This window comes from Flavobacterium sp. LK-23 (assembly GCF_058135255.1).
Genome location: NZ_JBYUVT010000013.1, coordinates 84,329 through 102,926 on the forward strand (window position 1 = coordinate 84,329; position 18,598 = coordinate 102,926).

Below are 18,598 nucleotides of genomic sequence, written 5' to 3' on the forward strand. Positions count from 1 at the left end.
ATTTATTCAATTACCCCAATTTCAGCAATTGAAACGGTTTGCCCTTTTCCTACAGAAGCTGTAGCAACAAATCGTAAAAATCTTGCTTTTACCGCAGTAAAACTCTTAAGCTGCTCAATTGGATTGTGTTTGATGTTAGAGAATTCTCCTTCTGATTGCTTTGTCCAAGTAATATTATCTTCGCTAGTATAGAATTCATAATTCGAAATCAAATTCAAATTATTTCCAACTTGCTGTGGCGTGTATGTAAAGCCTTTTATTTCTCTTGCTTCGCCCATATCGATAATGATTGCTTGAGGCAGTTTGTTTTCATTATTTCCAAATCCCCAATCGGTATTGGCATCTCCGTCAATAATTCTCTCAACCGATTTATCATCTCCGCTTGAAATAGAAATCACGCTCCATTTTTCTTTAGAAACACCATATTTGGCTGTTCTAACTGCACTATTGATTTTCTCTTTTGTATTTCTCGAAATGGCTTTAATTTCTACTGCTTTATTATATATGAAGGGCACTTTGTATAAAGTACTTTTTTCTGAAGGATTTTTTCCGTCAAGCGAATAATAAACTGCATTGCCGCTTTCCGATTTAATCGTAACCAAACCATTTTTATCACGAAGAATTTGAGGTTCTTTAACGAAAGTCGGAGCATTATACGCTTGAATTGTACTGATTACAAATCCTGCTTTAGCATCTAAAATATTAACTCTAATTGCAGAAGCTGTGACACGATCTAAACGAAGAATTCTTTTGTAACCAATTGTAGTTTCGTTGGCAATCGTTTTCCATTGTCCGTCCACTTTTGCTTCAACAGAAAATTCTTTTACACGTTGCCCAAGCTTGATATATTCTTGAAGCAAAATTCTATTGATTGCAGTTGGTTTTTTAAACGTAAATTCGATTGTAGCTTGTTTTACTTTATCGTCGGTTGCCCAATAGGTATTTTTATTTCCATCAATTACATTCTGAGGTCCAAAATTAGAATCGTTTCCACGAATGTTTGAAGCTTGAACCTGATTTTCCGCTAATAGTTCTTTTTTGAAATCTGCTTTAATTGTAGCAACCAATTCTTTTAATCTCGCTTCGTCATTTTCATGAACCAAACCGCGTCTGTCAACTGGAAGATTTAATAATAAAGTAGCATTTCGGCCAATCGATTCGTAATAAATATCGACCATTTCGTCCAGCGAACGAACCTTATCGTCTTCAACAGAATGATAAAACCATCCTGGTCTGATCGAAACATCGGCTTCGCCAGGAACCCATTTTTCACCATTTTCATGCCCAGACATGAATTCGCTATAATGTACTTTTCCAGCCAATTCATCTTTTTGACGAAGTAACGACCAATTGGTTTTTCCTGCGCGTCCCTCTTCGTTTCCAATCCATCTTGCTTCAGATGGACCAACTCCCCAAACTAATGTTTTTGGAGCGATATCGTAAATTAATTTATAAGTTTCGTCCCAATTATAATAAGTCAACGAATTGATTTTTCTGGTTTCGTTGGCACCGCCGTAATAGCCGTCACCACCGTTTGCACCGTCAAACCACATTTCGAAAACATCTCCATAATTCGTCAATAATTCCTTTAACTGATTTCTGAAATACGTTATATATTCAGGTTTACCGTATTGCGGATGATTTCTGTCCCAAGGCGAAAGGTATAATCCTAGCTTTAAATCGTATTCTTTACAAGCTTCGGCCAATTCTTTAACCAAATCTCCTTTTCCATTTTCCCAAGGCGAATTCTTAACTGAACGTTCTGTGTAAGCTGAAGGCCATAAACAGAATCCGTCATGATGTTTAGCAACCAGAATAATGCCTTTCATTCCCGCTTCTTTTACCACGCGCGCCCATTGACGAACATCTAACTGCGACGGATTAAAAAGTTCTGGCGACTCGTCTCCGTAACCCCATTCTTTATTGGTAAAAGTGTTTAATGAAAAGTGCACAAAAGCATAAAATTCCATCTCCTGCCAATCGATTTGTTTCTGTGTCGGAAGCGGTCCAAAAGGCTTTGGTGCATTAGCGAATTCCTGACTTGAAGCATTAGAAATTACACCCAAAAGACATAAGGAAAGGAATATTTTTTTCATTGCTGATCTGCTTTAAAATGGTCTATAAAGCATAAATGTACTATAAATTGAAATCTCTTGAATAGAATTTCGACCAACAACATTTTTTACAGCGTTTTGGGTTATAATGATTTAAAATTTAAATTAATCTTTTAAGTATAATTTCATTTACAGATGGCAATTTAGGTGTTATTTGAAAGAATTAATTTACAAAAAAATAATTATATTTGCATTATTATAAATAAAATAGAAATGGGATTCTTAGATATTTTCAAAAATAAAACAGGTTACAATTTACCAAATATGTATAAAGGAATTGTGACAAAAGATGAATATAATTTTGTCATGAATACTTCTATACAATATCATGAAGAAAATGGTTTTATAATTAGTAAAATAGATGAGGGAGAAATTGTTACAGAAGTTGACGGGGAAGTTCAACATCGATATTTAGATAATTTAGTTCGTACGTTATCTGGAAATAAAGATGGAAATTGGAGAAATATAATTTATGAGCATTTTGCTAAATTAAAATATAATCCTTCAGCTTTTGATTATTTATATAAAGATTTTAGTTATGCTTCACAATTTTTACGAATTTTAATTAAAGGAGACAACTTCATTTTCCCTGATAAAATTGAGAATTATATTTCAAGAATTGATTTTCCAAAAACTAACACGTTTTTAATATTAGAATTTGAAGGTCAATTTCATTATGTAAGAAAAGACGAATCTTTGGAATGGGAACAAACTGAAGAAGAACTTTTTGAAATCGCTATAAGCAATATTCCGACAAATGAAGTTGAAACAAAAATTTATGATTTACATGAAAAATTTAAAATCTATACTTTTTTCAGCGGTGATTATAGCGCATCATACATTTTAAACTTTAAAAAGGATCCCGACTACATCAAAGGAAAATTTGGAACATTAATTTCAATTCCAACAAAGGGAACTGCTCTAGCATGCCCGATTGAAAACGAAGATATTCTTGAGTTAATTAAGGTTATAAATCCAGACAATGAAAAATTTTATCATGAAGATCCTGGAAATATTACATTAAATTATTATTGGTTATATAATAATGAATTTCATGTTTTTCCAACTGAAAAAGCCAAAGAAAATTCAGATGAGATTACTATTAAACTTCCCGAAAAATTACTGGATCTTTTCGTGAATGAGAATTAAAACATTTTTCTTCCTATAAGGATTTGATTCTCAATTTCGAAATAGAAATTAGAATAATAGATAAAATTACAAAGGACAATAAAACAAAAAATCCGTTTATAATTGCCGTTTGAAAACCTAATTGGGTTGCATCTATAAAAGGGTATGGATAAAATTCGGTTGCAAGTCCATGAAATAAAGTGTAAATGATATAGATAATTGGATAAATCAGCCAAGACGAAATAACTTTAAAAGAGATCTTTTCTGGACTTACAAAAAACAGCCAGAAAACAAAAAATAAAATGGGAACGACTGTATGAAAAATTTCGCTCACAATAAGATGATGTCCTTCTAAATGGAGAGTTGGACGAAGGAGCAAATTAAAAACAATTCCGACAATCAATATATAAACTGTAATTGCCGTAAGAGTAGTGCACTTTCTAAAGAAAACATTTGCCTTGCTTTTGCCACCAAATAATAACAAAGCACTGCAAAGAAAAACGATTGTATTTGTTGTAATGGTAAAGAAACTAAAAAAGCGGACTGCTGCGCTGAAAAAAGTAAATTCAGGATTTTTTAACAGCAAATAAAACTGTACAGGCAAGGCGTATAATTCTAAGGCAAAAATAATACCCAGCAAAATCTCCCCTTTTATTTTTGTGGTATTTTCTCTTTCCATATTTCGCTAAAAGTCAGATTACTAAAATAAGGATTTTATTCGAAATATTTACAGCACTCTTTTCTGTTTCTCACTCTCAGCAATCGTTTTTTCAAGCCTTGACAGTTGTGTTTTTTCCTGCTTAGCACTCATGATCCAATGAATCATTACTTTTTTATATGAAGGCGCTTGCTTCTCAAAATATTCCCAAGCGATTTTATTGGTTTTAAACTTTTTTTCGTAAACTTCTAACAATGGAACTGGTTCTTTCTCATGCGAATAAATCTTAGACTTATTTTCGGTTCTAAAACTAAATGCTTTCAAACCTGCATCTGTCATAAGTCCAGCTTTAGTCAAATCTTCCATCTTCTGAATATTAATAGCACTCCAAATACTGGAAGGTTTTCTCGGAGTAAAACGTATCGTATAACTTTCTGCATCTATAGATTTTCTAACACCATCAATCCAACCAAAACAAAGCGCCTGATCAACCGATTCTGGCCAGCTCATAGAAGGCTTTTTACTGGCAACTTTATAAAAACCAACCAAAAGTTCTTTTTCTTTTTGGTGGTTTTTCTCGAGCCATTTTCTAAAGTCTAATTGATCTGCGAAGAATGTTGGTGTCATTTTTGTTTTTTTTATAAATGTATAAAGAATCTCGCAAAGGCGCTAAGTCGCAAAGTTTATTTGAAAAAAAACCATATAAGTTATATAAGTTGAATTAAGAAGATAACTTATTCTAAAAGATTATTTTATATTTGATAATAGTCTAATATACTTTTTTTATGAAAAATATAATCTTTTACATTTTCATTATCCTTACTTTTTGTAATTGTGAAAACAAAAAGGAAAACTACAATTTAAGCACTGGGGAAATTAAAGATATTAATGAAATTGTTGAAGCTGTAATCATTCAAGACAGTTTAGGTGTTTTTTCAAAAAGTGAAGATTCAATTATGTTTTGTAGTGAACTTAGAAAACTTAATATTTATATTCCACCAAAGAAAACAAATGATGATTTTGTACTTCTTCCAAAACAAGATGGCGCATACATTACTAACTTAATACCTACTAAAATAAAAGGTATTAGTTTTTTTTCATCCAAAGATTCTTTATATCTGTTGAAACAAAACTCCAATCCTAAAAAACTAAAAATAGAAAAAACGATAGCTGATAAATTAAATGTAACCACAATCGGAAAAGTCGAAAAAAGAAGAAAAAACAAGCAAAGATCAAGATTTTATGAGATGACAATACCTATTTTTTCATTAGATAGACAAAGTGCTTACGTTGAACTAGATTATCAGTGTGGTGGCCTTTGCGGAAGTGGACAAGTCATTTTTTTGAAAAAAATAAAAGCTAAATGGAAAATAATTGTACAATGGCGAAACTGGATTAGTTAGATAAAAAAATAAACCATATAAGTTATATAAGTTTAATTAAGTCAAAACTTAAAATCACTTACATAGCTTATATGGTTCAAAAAACTTTGCGACTTGGCGTCTTTGCAAGCAATAAGTCTATTTACTTTTGCATTTATATATTAAGTATCACAAGTTACATTATCCCAATCTTGATCCATATAATGAATTAGCCAATTGAGCGCATATTGTCTTTCATACACAATTCCTGGATTAATATTTTCTATTTGTCTTCCATTAATCCTTTCATCTACACAAGCCCAATTGTATCTGTAATACAAATCTGCAGCATCTAAAATTTCTTTTTTAGAACGAACCTCATGAACTGCATTTATAAATTCAAAAGGATCTTTGTCTCTTGCGACAGGATAATTTTCTGCGCTGATATTTCCGAGATCACAAAATTCATTTGGAAAATCAAGTGTATCGACTTTTTTCAAAGCCCACATTAAAGTCCAAATTCCTTCACATTTCCAAGTTTCATACATTTTTCTATCATCTGTTGGATTAGCAAGAAACTCTTTTTCGCCTTCTGTAACAGATTCCCAAAGTTTATAATTCTGTAAATAATCAACAGCTTCTTCAGATGAAATGCTGTTAAAGGCTACTAAATTTGTTACAGCTAAAATACTTGCTCTTTCAGCTATTTCCTTTGCTGATCGGATTGTAGTTTCTCTTTCCGATTCAACACAAGGCAAATGCTTGTTGATTTTTATATTTTCCCTTTCAAGAATTTCTTCGTTTTTGGCTTTTCTTTCTATTTGATCTTCGTCTAATTCTGTCTGATCATTGTCAAAATACTCTGAATTGATATTAACTTTTAGTTCTTCAATTTCACATCTTCCTTCTGTATCAATAATTAGATTTAAATCTTTATCTAAAAAATGCTGCGTTTCAGATTTACTGATAATAGTTTTGGGTTGAACAAATAAAACAGCATCAAATTCCTTTGCGAGATCGGCTATAATGATATCTAATTCTTTTAATTCCCCCTTGTCTTCTCGAATCGAAAATTCAGAATTTAGTGTTTGTATTTTATGAAGAAACAACCCTTTTACTTTTTCATTTTCAGTCGGTAACGAATCTACAAAACCATATAAACCTTTCAAATTGGCAGTTAATTCAGAATCATCTATTTGCGGAATTTGATAAGAAGGAATAGCTCTTTCGCGGTAAAAGAGAGTTACTTTTTTTGATGGACTTAAGATTCCACCTTTCACTTCAAATTCGAGGTTTTCACCATTACTAGAAAAAACGCCACTAGGAACATGAGAAAGAAATATTTGTTTGATTTTTTCCAGTCCTAAATGATGCGAATAAATTGTACAAATCATTTTTCGGCTTTTATATTATTGAAGCAAATATAAGTTTAATTCTACAAGATCAATAAATATTCTGAATGAGCTAGAAACAAAAAATCCGCTTCTAAATTGAAGCGGATTTTGATTGTTTATTATTTCGCTCCTCTGGAGCTTTACTCTTATGTGAGAATCATTTTTCTATAAATATTTCGCTCTTCCAGAGCTAATTTTGAAATCGAATAATTATCTAAAACAAAGCTTCGGAGAAGCTTAATATTTATAGAAATAATCAACGATTAGAGAATAAAAGCTCCAGCGGAGCGACATATAAAATTAATTAACAGTTATCTGAATCGCTGAAACTGGAATTCCATTTCCAGCCGTCGCTTTCAACTGAATATTTTCTTTCTTCCCATTAGACTGAATAATCGCAATACATTTTCCATTAAACAATTTACAAGAATTCGCTTTAAACGAATCAAGATTAGCCTGATAACCATTATCAACTCCAACTAAATTTCCTCCGCCAGAAACTTCAAAGTTGATTAAATCCATGGCGTTTGGCACTAAATTTCTATCTTTATCAGTCATAGAAACGGTTACATAAACCAAGTCGTAAGTATCATTTTTTATTGACGTTTTATCAGCTTGCAAATCTAATTTAGAAGCTTCTCCTGCAGTTCGGATTTCTTTCTCTAAAACTACTTTTCCGTTCTTTCTTGAAACCGCTTTTAATGTTCCTGGTTCAAATTTTACACGCCAAGAAATATGCAAATCATCATTTTGTTTTGCTTTCTTCCCTAGAGATTTTCCGTTTAAGAATAATTCTACTTCATCAGCATTATTATAATAAGCCCAAACTTCTACTTCCTGATCTTTTTTCCAGTTCCAATGCGGTAAAATATGCAGAACTGTTTTATTCGACCATTCGCTTTGGTACATATAATACACATCTTTTGGAAGTCCGGCTAAATCAACAATCCCGAAATAAGAACTTCTTGCAGGAAAAGGATACGGATCAGGTTCACCGATATAATCAAAACCCGTCCAGATAAAAGTTCCCGCCATGAAATCCTGTTTTTTAATTGTTTTCCAGTTCTCTTCGTGCGTTGCTCCCCAATACGATTTTACCTGATCGTAAGCCGAAACGGTCCAATCGGCATTTCCGTCAAACGGAGCACCATGTTTGGTCGGCCAGGCTTTAATTCCATCAGGGAAATCATAATGACCGCGTGTTTCTAAAGCCGAAACACTTTCTGAAGCTAATATCTTTTGTCCTTTAAATTTAGTTGGAAAATCTTTGTAATCTTCGTGTTTATAATTGAATCCTAAAAGATCTAAAGCTCCCGATTGGTAAATGAAGTTTTTCTCAATTACATTTTCGGTCAAAGCCGAAGTTACAGGGCGAGTTGTGTCTAAAGATTTTACAATTTTAGCTAATTCTCTGGTAATTGAAATTCCAGTTGAATCAAATTGTTCTCTGATTTCGTTTCCAATACTCCACATTATTACCGACGGATGATTACGGTCTCTTTTGATAAAATCTTCTAAATCTTGTTTGTGCCAAGCATCCCAATCTTTGTGGTAATCATTGGTTACTTTTTTCTTTTTCCAAACATCAAAAGCTTCATCCTGAACAATAAATCCCATTTCGTCGCACAATTGCATCATTTCCAACGAATGCGGGTTGTGTGACATTCTGATCGCGTTTGCTCCCATTTCTTTCATTAAAGCCAACTTTCTTCTAACAGCATGAATATTTTCTACCGCACCCAAAGCACCATTATCATGATGCAGACAAACGCCGTAAATTTTTGTTGGAACGCCATTTAATGAAAATCCTTTCTCTGAATCAAAATTAAAATATCTAAATCCAAGAGGCGTTTCGTAATTATCAACCAATTTCGATTTCTCGTACACTTTTGTAATCACTTTATACAAATACGGATTCTCTGTACTCCACAATTTCGGCTGATTTAAAACCAAATCATGAATCTTTTTTTCAGATGTTTTAGCACCAATTTTTTCTGTCGAAGTAAAATTTACTACTTCTATATTTTCTGCATTTACAATCGAAGTAACCAGTTTAAATTCTTTTGAAACTGTATTATCATTATCAATCGTAACTTCTAAATGTATTTTTGATTTTTCTGCGGAAACTTCTGGAGTCGTTACAAAAGTTCCCCATTTTCCAACATGAAGTTTTTCACTTGCAACCAAACGTACATTTCTGTAAATTCCAGAACCCGTGTACCATCTCGAATTGGGCTGAGAATCATTATCAACTTTTACAGCAATCAAATTCTCTTTTCCAAAGTTTAAATACTGCGTTAAATCATAACCAAAAGAAATATAACCATTCGGACGAATTCCTAATGATTTTCCATTTATGAAAACTTCGCTGTTCTTAAAAACACCGTCAAATTCAATTGAAACGGTTTTGTTTTTCCAGTTCGTAGGAATTGTAAAAACTTTACGATACCAGCCTTCTCCTGCAGGTAAAAATCCTTGTGCTTGTTTCGTTTTACTGTTTTTATCAAAAGTACCTTCAATACTCCAATCGTGTGGCAATTGAAGTCTTCTCCAATCTGATGCATTGAAATTGGCATTTATTGCTTCGGGATAATCTCCTAATTTGAAGTTCCAGTTTTTATTAAAATCTTCGACAATTCTGGCTTGTTTTTGCGCAAAAATGGATACTGAAAACAATAAGGCAATTGTAATTTTTTGAAATATGTTTTTATGTTTTATCATAAATATGTTTTTAATACTAATATTTTTTAGACATCGTTTTGTCAGGCTGAGCGAAGTCGAAGCCCACACAAACTAAATCGCCAATCTTTGTCGAGTTTCGAGTGTGATCCTTCGTTCCTCAGGATGACAAACTGGACGTGCTATTAATTGTCTTCACTTTGCGTGGGCTTCGACTTCGCTCAGCCTGACAAACCAAATAAACCTTTGCAACTTTGTTCCTCTGAACCTTTGCACCTCAAAAAAAACCTATTGAAACTCAAAATTATCCAACATCAATCCCTTCAAATCATCACCTTCCAATGTAATTTTATACGTTCCAGCATTAATATAACCACCAGAAGTTGTATTCAAAATCTTCCATTTTTCAGGCGAAGGGAAAAATTCAATTGTATCATTTCGCATTAAAATTCCGTACGCATCTTCCATTTTGAATTTAACTTTTAACGGCATTTCATTTCGATTCATAAAACGGAAACGCATTAAATAAATTCCAGCAACTCCAGGTTTTACTTCAAACTCGATGCTGTTGTTTGTCTTTTTTGTGAACTCAATATAATCCGCTTTTTTGAAATTTCCTTTTTCGATTCCAGTTCCCGTTGTTTTAGTCTTTTCTGCTTCAATGATTACGACTGGTCTCGAATCGTCTTTTTCGCCCATATCGTAAGTTGGAACAATGGCAATTGTATTTATAATTTCAGTATTATCAAAAATAACTTTCTCGCCTTTCTTTACTTTCTTAGTGAAAACATCAAATGAAATTCCGTTGCTGTTTTTCGCTTTTTCTTCTATTTTTTTATAATCTGAAAGCCATTTTAATGTCTTTATTTTATCATCAACTAAAATATAAACAGTCGATTCTTCTTTAGCTGTAAACGAACCTTTATTTTTAGAATTAGATGAAAACTGTAAATAATCTGCTCCAAAAACTTCCGAAGGCAATTCGTTAAAAACAACATCAGAATCTGAATATTGTTTTGAATTAATATCCAGCCATGAAGCTATTTTGTTGGTTTTATCATAAGAATCTAAAACCAGATTTTGAATATTTTTTGAAGATTCGGCTGCTGGTCTTGCATGAATATCTTTCGTCGCAATCGCAATCGCAGAAATAATCGCCTGTGAAGCCTTTACATTTGGAAACGAAATCACAATTTTTCCGTTTTTACTTTTTACCTTAAATACCTTTTTTAGCGCATTATCATGTCCTGCTTCTGCCCAAATATCGAAATCTTTTAAAACTACCTTATCGTTGATGGCAACGTCAAACAATCGCCAACCTTTACAGTCTAATCCTCCGCCAGTTCCGTACCAAGGTTCTGTGAAATATAGTTCAATTAAATATTCGCCGTCTGATGCAGGAAATTCGTAACATAATTTATCAACTCCATATCTAAAACTCTGGAATAATTCTGAATCTTTTGTTCCGTTTATTGGGTCGAAAGTTTTTCTCTGACTGGCAAAAAAATCTGGGAGTTTTTCAAAATTATCTGTCCAAGATAAAGAGCCCCAAGTATTTTGACCGTTTTTATGCGCATCGGTAAACCAGGTATTTCCCGTAGAATCCGTTAATTCTGAACCTCCGCAATTGACTCTGTAAATATAATTGTAACCGCTTTTTGCTTTTGTAATATCTGATTTATCCGTTGTTAAAGCATCAAAATTTGGCGCTTTTGGCAGATTATTTAAAATGATATAATCTTTGGCAACTGCTTTTCCGTTTACATATCCAACGGCATACAAAACATTGTATTGAATGTTGACTTTGTTAAACTGAAAATGCTGTCCGATTCCTGGATTTTTTAGTTTCCCTAAAGAAGATTTATTCACATCATTAAACAATTCTACTTCATCACAATTCGAATAAATATCGATTCCGTTTTTGATTCCCGGCTTTTCCCAACGGCTTGGCCAAGTATGCGAAACAATATAAACCATCGGATTGGTTTTGTTCGAAACATAGTTCGCACGATACATATAAAATGCATCCAAAGGTTCACCCCAAATGGTAAAAAGTCCTTTGTAATTCACTGGCCCGACTTTGTCAATGTCTCTAAAACCTTCTCCGTTTTGGACACGTCCCGGATTTTCATGAGAAGCAAAAAGCCAGTTAAACTGTCCCGCAATTTTATCTTTTACTGATTCAGCTTCACGAACTTTAATTTCCATTAATTGAGAAAAACGGTTTTCGCTTAAAATTCCTTTTTGGTCAAATTCACCTTCGGTATGTAAATCGGCTGAACGCCAAGCGCCATATTCTCCGTTTAATAACTGAGTGGTCATTTCCAAATGGTATTTCAACGGATCTCCACCATAGGTTCCTGACCAGTTTTGAACTACATTCCAATCTGTTCCTTCTCCTCCGTTACAAGTCGTTACAATTCTTTGTGAAGCTGATAACGGATCCATTTCGCGAATAATCTGTGTGCATTCTTCAGCAAATTCTTTTGGAATCGTGCTTTCATTCTGTAATCCCCACATGACAACTGATGGGCTGTTTCTGCGTTCTTTAATCCATTCGCGTAAAAGGGTTTTAAAGTTTTCTTTAAACTCAGGCGTATCGTACCAAATATGTGCCGAAAACTGACTCCAAAACAAGATTCCGTTTTCGTCTAATTCTTTTTGATATAATAAATTATGAGGCTGATGTGCTTCTCTAAAAGCATTAAATCCGCCTGCTTTGATTTGCTGAATTCGGGAATGAATCATCTCGTCTGAAAACGAATGACTTTTTCCAATTAAGTGTTCATATTCGCAAACGCCATTTATAAAAACAGGTTCATCATTAATGAAAAAACGATTGTCTTTTCCGTCACGACTCACCGGCCAGCTTACCCAGCGAATTCCGTAAGGCGTTGTTAATTGATCGATTATTTTTCCGTTTTCGTAAACTGAAGTCACCAATTTATACAAATACGGATTGGATGGCGACCATAATTTCGGATTCTGAATCTCAGGAAGTGTTTGAGCTATTTCTTTTGTTTCTCCTGAATTGATTTTGTTGTCGCTTTTTGTAATGACAACTTTCTTTCCCGAAGCATCCAAAAGAATATTTTCAATAGTCAAGTTTCGTTGTGAAGTGCTGTAATTCTTGATTTCTGTTGTGGTATGAAGAATCGCTTTTTGTTTAGAAACCGATTTATCATTCCAAATATGAACACCAAACGGCTGAATTCTCACATCGTTTGTAATTACCAAAGAAACTGGCCTAAAAATTCCCATTGGCTGAGAACCTTCAGAAAATCCCCATTCTCCTGAACAGCCACCGCAAACCCAAGGCAAATCGGCAATAAAGGATGGATGCGCTGCTTTTACTAAAATGATATTTTCTTTATCGAAAGAAACCGATTTTGTAATATCTAAGGTGAAAGTGGTTCTTCCGCCTTTGTGTTCGCCCACTTTTTTACCGTTTACCCAAACTGTGGCATAAGAACTTACACCTTCAAAATAGAGAAAATGTTGTTTTGAACTCTCTTTTTTATCAAGTTTTAGCGTTTTTTTGTACCAGGCAGTACCATGTAAATTTCCATGTTTTGTTCTTCTGAAACCATAATACTGATCCCAATTGTGAGGCACACTAACCTTTTGCCAATTGGAATCAGTTTTTGGATTTTCTACAAAATCTTCCTCTTTCAGCGGAAGATTATCCAGTATTACGGTTTCCCAAGACGAATTCAGTGAAATTTCTTTACGAAACTTCCCCGAATCTTTGCTCTGACTCCAAACAGAGCAAAAGCTTGAGAAAAAACAAAAAATAAAAAAAACTATTCTATTCATATTTTTAAAACCATATAAGTGATTATAAGGTTGTTTAAGTTATTCTATTTTACCTCGCTTTTTTGTCATTTCGACGGAGGAGGCTCGAGCGATAGCGAACTGGCGAAGCAAATCTTCGCAAGTAACTCCACATAGAAATGTCGCCAATCTTTGTGGAGTTTCTTGTGGAGATCCCTCGTTCCTCGGGATGACAAGATTGTGTTTTTACTTTGCAAGCAAACCTGACGGGTTTTTAAAACCCGTCAGGTTTCACTTTTCCTATAATTTTAATAAAACAACCAGTCAATAGCTGCTTTTTCTCCTGCATCGATATATCCAACATCACGTGGTGTTACAGTTTGATCTGCGTCGATGAAACCTAAAATCAATACTTTCCCTTTTCCTAAATCTAATTTATTCTCGCCCGGCTGAAAAGTATAGGTATGAATGTTTACACGTGGTAAATCTTTTAAATTCATTGCACTTGCCAGAATCACTTCGGCTTGACCGTGCGCATTTCCTGCCGCATCGGTTTCTAAACTTGGTGGTAATAAAAATCTCTTCTGATCTGAATTGAAATACCCGACAACTAATTTAACCGCTTTTGTATTTCTAAACTTCAAATGTGTTCCTTTTTCGTTTTGATCGTTTTCTACGAAAGTAAAACCTTTTAAGTTTTGAAGTTCAGGAGCAATTTTAGTTAACTCAGAAATATCTGTTCCGTAGACTTTTGTCCCTTTTTTAACTAAATAAGTTCCTGGTTTTTCGTCAATGAAAGTTACTTCAGCTGTTTTCCAAGGTTTTCCCTCTTTGGTTTCAATTTTACCATCTTTTGAGGCTTTTAGCTTCTCTAAATTTCTTTTAAAATTAGCCAATTCACGTTCGTAATGTGGCAATAATTCAGCCCAAGTTTTATTGTTTCCGTCGTCTCCTCCAATTGGAATTCTACGCTGAGCCGTCTGCATACTGTTAGCGTAGTAGTAGGTATCTTTTGTCAGTTTTACCAATAATTCATAATGCTCAATGCTTTTTTCTAAATGAGGCATTGCTTTGTCTAAATCGGCAATATCGTTTGAATAACTGTATCTTAAAACCAATAAAGCTGCTTTTACTTTTTCTGAGAAGAAATCGGCGAAAGCTTTATACGCATGAATATCATTTCTAAGGCGTTCAAATTCTTCTTTGTCTTTGGTTACACTGGCTTCAGCTTTGTCGATTGCTTCAACAGCCAATCTTCCGTGTTCGGTAATTTCGGCAATAATCTGAGTTGGAAGCTCGCCAGAATGTGGTTCTTTATTCCATTCTTTTTTAGCATATTCTAAAAGCAATTCTCCCGGAGGCCCACAAGATTCGTGGAATCCCGGATAAACTCTCCATTTTGACGGATTAACCAACTGACTTTCGAACATTCCTAACAATAAAGTTTGGCGGTTTCCTTCTGTGATTCCGAAACGTCTTAATGTTTTTGGAGCTATTTCTCCTGTTTCATCGTAGGCTTTTTGGATGTTATTTGCGGCTTCTTGAGTCGTTCCGAATTTCGAAGCTAAATCATTATCCCAAAATTTAACTTCTTCGTTTCGATCTCTTTTACTGTCCCAAGCATATCTTGCCCAAGCTTTGTACCAAATCCAGTCGCGATCCATTTCTAATAAACGTTCTCCTGATTTCGTTTTATCTGCCGAATATGGCCAATCCCAATAGGAAGCTTGCGGATATAAATGCAGTGCATTTGCGCCGTGAACGCTGTGCATCGCTTTTACTGTTTTTTGGATAAAATCTGGCGAACCATATCTAAAAGGTTCTAAATTGGCCAAAATATGAACGTTCTCAATATGAATTGATTTAAGAGAACTCAACTGTTTATGCGTTTCTCCCCAAGGTCCGCCCGGCGTATAAGTCGTTAAAGATTCTCCTGTATATTTACTTTCTGTGTAAAGGTTTTTGTATAATGGCAGTGACTTTTCCATTACCAAAGGCCCATCTGTATCATGAGAACGAAGAATAATTGGCGGTTCGTCTGTTCTTCCCAATGCTTTTAATCCATCTTGAACTCCTGGAATAATGGTTTTGGTAAACCATTCTACATCATCATCAATCGTATTTATGGCTTCTCCTAAACAAACTAATAACCCAACGTTTGGATATTTTTCGATAAATGCAGCAATAGATTTTCTGGTGTAATCTGACAACAGAGGCGTAATTGGTCTTGAACGATCCTGCGTTTTAATGTTGTAATGCTCTGCAAAAGGCTTAGAAACAATAATATTGTAAAACATCTGAATGACCCAGATTCCTCTTTTGTTCGCTTCGACCGTTAAGAATTTATAGATTTCTTCGTTCTTTTTGAAATCTTCGTCGCTTACCTCAACCGCAAACGGATATTCCTTTAATTTCACCAAAGAAGCAAAAGGATGTCCGTTCCATAAATACAGTGAATTCATGCGGTTTTCTACTAGCATGTCCAAGTATTTTATCCATAAGACTTTATCATAAAACCAAGGAAAAGTTTCTGGTGTGTACGGATATTCGTAAACATCGCGTCCTGGAAGATAAACCGGTTTCTGCATTCCGATACAAGCGCCTCTCAAAACCATTTCTGGACTATCTTCAATATTCAAATCTGAAGGAAGTTTTCCTGAAGCTTTAATTTTATCTTTTAATTCTAAAGCTCCGTATAAAGTACCAGAAGCATCTGTTCCTTCAATATAAATTACATTATTTTGAGTAAGAATCTGGAAACCTTCTTTCTTGGTTAATTTGCTGTCATCGATTTTAGCACTTTTAGCATTTTTCTTCCAGAAATCAGTTCCTTTTTCTCCAATTACAATTATTTTATCTTTTGATTTTTTGAATTTATCAGAAGAAGTTACATTGAACCCTTTCGCTGAAAGTGTTTCAGATAATTTCTCTGCTCCAAACTTTGCTCTCGGCGAACTCGGATCACTCACAACATTGATGTTCTGAGCTGTCGCGAAAGAGACGTAAAGACATAAAAAAAGTAATTGTAAATATTTCATAGTATGCTGTTTTTGGGTATTCTATTTTAAAATTAATCTGTTTTTATCTATATAAATCTACGTGCAAAAAATTTCACGCAGATTAGGCAGATTTAAGCAGATTTCATTTTGATTCTTTTGCCACAGATTAAAAGATTTTCACAGATTAAAAAAAATCATATTAATCCTTTTAATCTGTGGCTATAAATTAATTCTGGAAAATTCGTTTTAAATAAGCCACGTTTGCGCCATAATTGGCTTTTACATTATGCACTTGTGTCACGTCACGAGAACGCTCTACAATTAGCCATCCGCTCCATTTCATTTCATCCAAAGTTTGTTTGATTTTTGGCATGTCGATTGCTTTGTCATTTTCTAACCAAAAGTGATCGGTGTTGGAAGCGTGAATTTGTGCTACATATTTCTTGCCTAAAATTTTCAATTCTGATGAAATATCTCTCTTGTTGTCTAAAGCATTCGCAAAATTGAAAGAGCTTTTAATGTATTTTGAACCTACTTCTTCTAAAAGTTTTTTCTCTTCATTAGCACTTAAAGAAGTTTCAATGGCGATAACGCCGCCAATTTTCCCCACTTCTTTTCCTGCCCATTGCAGTCTTTTAATTACTTCTGGACGCAATTCAGGATTCTTAACCAAATCGGTTTGTGTTCCTAAAGGAAGATAAGCTACTTTTACATTCATGTTTTTCATCGCTTCAATACAATCCGTAATCATTGGTGTGATTTCTCTTGTGGCAAAAGATTGTGCATAAAATCCAGACATCGCAATAGAGCTGATTCCAACGCCAGTTTCTTTCGATTTATCTAAGAATTTTTGTCTTTCGACAGGATCTCCCAGTTTACTATCAAAAGTTGGTCTATTTCCTAAACCTCCCATATCCAGTTCGATTCCGTCAGCTTTTATTTCAGAAGCCAAACCAAAAGCACCTAATTTTTGTCTTTTTAAAATCATCCAGTCGCAAACTGCCACTTTGTATTTTTGCTTTTTGGAAGACTGAGCCGTTGCGCAACTGTTGAATGTTGCCGATAGAACAACAAGCATTGCAATAATTAAGTTTTTATTTAGCTTCATGTTAATTGTTTTTACCATTAAGGTATTAAGTAAATTAAGCTTCACTACTTTATATTATTATCATTAGAAGATGAAGAAAATTAAGTTTAATTCTCTTTTTAAAAGCATAAATTAAGCACAGCAACTTAACTTTCTTAATCTCTTAATGGTTCAATTAATTTTACTCTTCTTCAGCTTTTACCGCTGTAACTACTTTTCCTTCTTCTCCTGGCCAGATTCCGTTTTTGATTGGGAGTGCAACCAATTTACTTGGATCCACTTTTACGTATTTCAGTTTTTCTCTTCTCCAAGTATAAACGATGTGGACCATTCCGTCTGAACTTTGAATCATCGAAGGATAAGAATATTGGCTGATTTTTGAATCTTCTAAAACCAAAGCAGCGTTCCAGTGAATTCCGTCTTTAGAAACCGAAACATTCAAAGGCGTTCTTGGACCTTTAGCTTCTTTTCCTGGAGGAAGAACGTGATTGTAAACTAATAAATGTCTACCATCTTTTAACGTTACAGCATCGGTTCCTGAGTTGTTATTTGGAAGTCCGATTAACTCTACATCCGACCAAGTTTTTCCATTATCTTTTGAGAAAGTGCTGAAAATAGCTCTGTTTCTAGTTCTTCCGATAGCTTGAATACTTCCGTCTTTATGGAATAAAATACTTGGCTGAATCGCATTAATTTTTTGTTTTCCTCTTGGAAGCGTATCGCCCATTACCCAAGTTTTTCCGAAATCTGGAGTAGATTCCATACGAAGTCTCCAGCCGTCGCCTTCTATACTTGACGGACATAATAAAGTTCCGTTGCTTAATAAAACTGGTTTATTTTTGATTGGCCCTAAGAAACCATCAGGCATTTTTTGAGCTTCAGACCACGTTTTTCCGCCATCAGATGAAGTTCTGATTACGCCCCACCATTCTGATGGTTTTGGTCCGATTTTGTAAAATAACATTAAATCGCCACCTGGAATTTGATATAAAACCGGATTCCAAGTTGGTAATCTCGGTCCTTCTTTCATCACACCGTCAGCCACTTTAACGCCTTCATTCCAAGTATCGCTTCCTTTTGGTTTAATCGCAACGTAAATACAAACATCAGGATTTCTTTCGTGAGTTCCTCCAAACCATGAGGCCACTAAATCACCATTTGTAGCTTCGACGATTGTAATCGCATGGCAAGACGGATAAGGCGCTTTATCGTAAACAAATTGATCTACTAAAATTCCTTCTTTCCAAGTCTTTTTCTCTAAAGCCGATTTACAACTTCCTAAAAGGAAAAGTCCAAACAAGACAAATGCTAATTTTGTTATCTTCATTATTAATTAAATTATGAATTATTTTTTTTGACTTTAAATACATACCTAACATTTTTTTAGGTAAAAATATTTAATAA

Annotated in this window: 11 protein-coding genes; 2 read left to right on the plus strand and 9 right to left on the minus strand. The window is 34.1% G+C overall.

Going from position 1 to position 18,598, the window contains the following annotated elements:
* Positions 1-2: 2 nt before the first annotated feature.
* On the minus strand, positions 3-2,096 hold the full coding sequence (locus AC3Y25_RS17735) for an alpha-L-fucosidase (protein WP_489903648.1): 2,094 nt from the start codon (positions 2,094-2,096) through the stop codon (positions 3-5).
* 231 nt (positions 2,097-2,327) lie between these two features.
* On the opposite strand from AC3Y25_RS17735, the gene AC3Y25_RS17740 reads away from it, so the two are divergent.
* The gene (locus AC3Y25_RS17740; protein WP_489903649.1) at positions 2,328-3,263 is read left to right on the plus strand and encodes a DUF1444 domain-containing protein; all 936 of its coding nucleotides are present in this window, start codon (positions 2,328-2,330) and stop codon (positions 3,261-3,263) included.
* Between the two features lie 13 nt (positions 3,264-3,276).
* On the opposite strand, the gene AC3Y25_RS17745 is transcribed toward AC3Y25_RS17740, so the two are convergent.
* Both AC3Y25_RS17745 and AC3Y25_RS17750 read right to left on the minus strand, forming a co-directional pair.
* A complete protein-coding gene (locus AC3Y25_RS17745; RefSeq protein ID WP_489903650.1) occupies positions 3,277-3,921 on the minus strand; it encodes a Pr6Pr family membrane protein in 645 nt (214 codons plus the stop codon).
* Between the two features lie 48 nt (positions 3,922-3,969).
* Entirely contained in the window at positions 3,970-4,527 is a 558-nt protein-coding gene (locus AC3Y25_RS17750) for a YdeI/OmpD-associated family protein (RefSeq protein WP_489903651.1), read from the minus strand.
* 158 nt (positions 4,528-4,685) lie between these two features.
* On the opposite strand from AC3Y25_RS17750, the gene AC3Y25_RS17755 reads away from it, so the two are divergent.
* Positions 4,686-5,303: a hypothetical protein gene (locus AC3Y25_RS17755; protein ID WP_489903652.1), complete on the plus strand. Its 618-nt coding sequence runs from the start codon at positions 4,686-4,688 to the stop codon at positions 5,301-5,303.
* A 140-nt stretch (positions 5,304-5,443) separates the two neighbouring features.
* On the opposite strand, the gene AC3Y25_RS17760 is transcribed toward AC3Y25_RS17755, so the two are convergent.
* From AC3Y25_RS17760 to AC3Y25_RS17785, 6 genes are all read right to left on the minus strand, one after another.
* Positions 5,444-6,655, minus strand: a complete 1,212-nt coding sequence (locus AC3Y25_RS17760; RefSeq protein ID WP_489903653.1) for a DUF4272 domain-containing protein — start codon at positions 6,653-6,655, stop codon at positions 5,444-5,446.
* Positions 6,656-6,955: 300 nt separating this feature from the next.
* Entirely contained in the window at positions 6,956-9,376 is a 2,421-nt protein-coding gene (locus AC3Y25_RS17765) for a glycoside hydrolase family 2 TIM barrel-domain containing protein (protein WP_489903654.1), read from the minus strand.
* Between the two features lie 246 nt (positions 9,377-9,622).
* Positions 9,623-13,150, minus strand: a complete 3,528-nt coding sequence (locus AC3Y25_RS17770) for a malectin domain-containing carbohydrate-binding protein (RefSeq protein WP_489903655.1) — start codon at positions 13,148-13,150, stop codon at positions 9,623-9,625.
* Between the two features lie 266 nt (positions 13,151-13,416).
* The gene (locus tag AC3Y25_RS17775; RefSeq protein WP_489903656.1) at positions 13,417-16,146 is read right to left on the minus strand and encodes an alpha-d-galacturonidase; all 2,730 of its coding nucleotides are present in this window, start codon (positions 16,144-16,146) and stop codon (positions 13,417-13,419) included.
* A 187-nt stretch (positions 16,147-16,333) separates the two neighbouring features.
* Positions 16,334-17,215, minus strand: a complete 882-nt coding sequence (locus tag AC3Y25_RS17780; protein WP_489903657.1) for a sugar phosphate isomerase/epimerase family protein — start codon at positions 17,213-17,215, stop codon at positions 16,334-16,336.
* A gap of 160 nt (positions 17,216-17,375) precedes the next feature.
* Positions 17,376-18,521 (minus strand): sialidase family protein, encoded by a 1,146-nt coding sequence (locus AC3Y25_RS17785; protein WP_274250416.1) that lies wholly within the window; start codon positions 18,519-18,521, stop codon positions 17,376-17,378.
* Positions 18,522-18,598 lie beyond the last annotated feature (77 nt).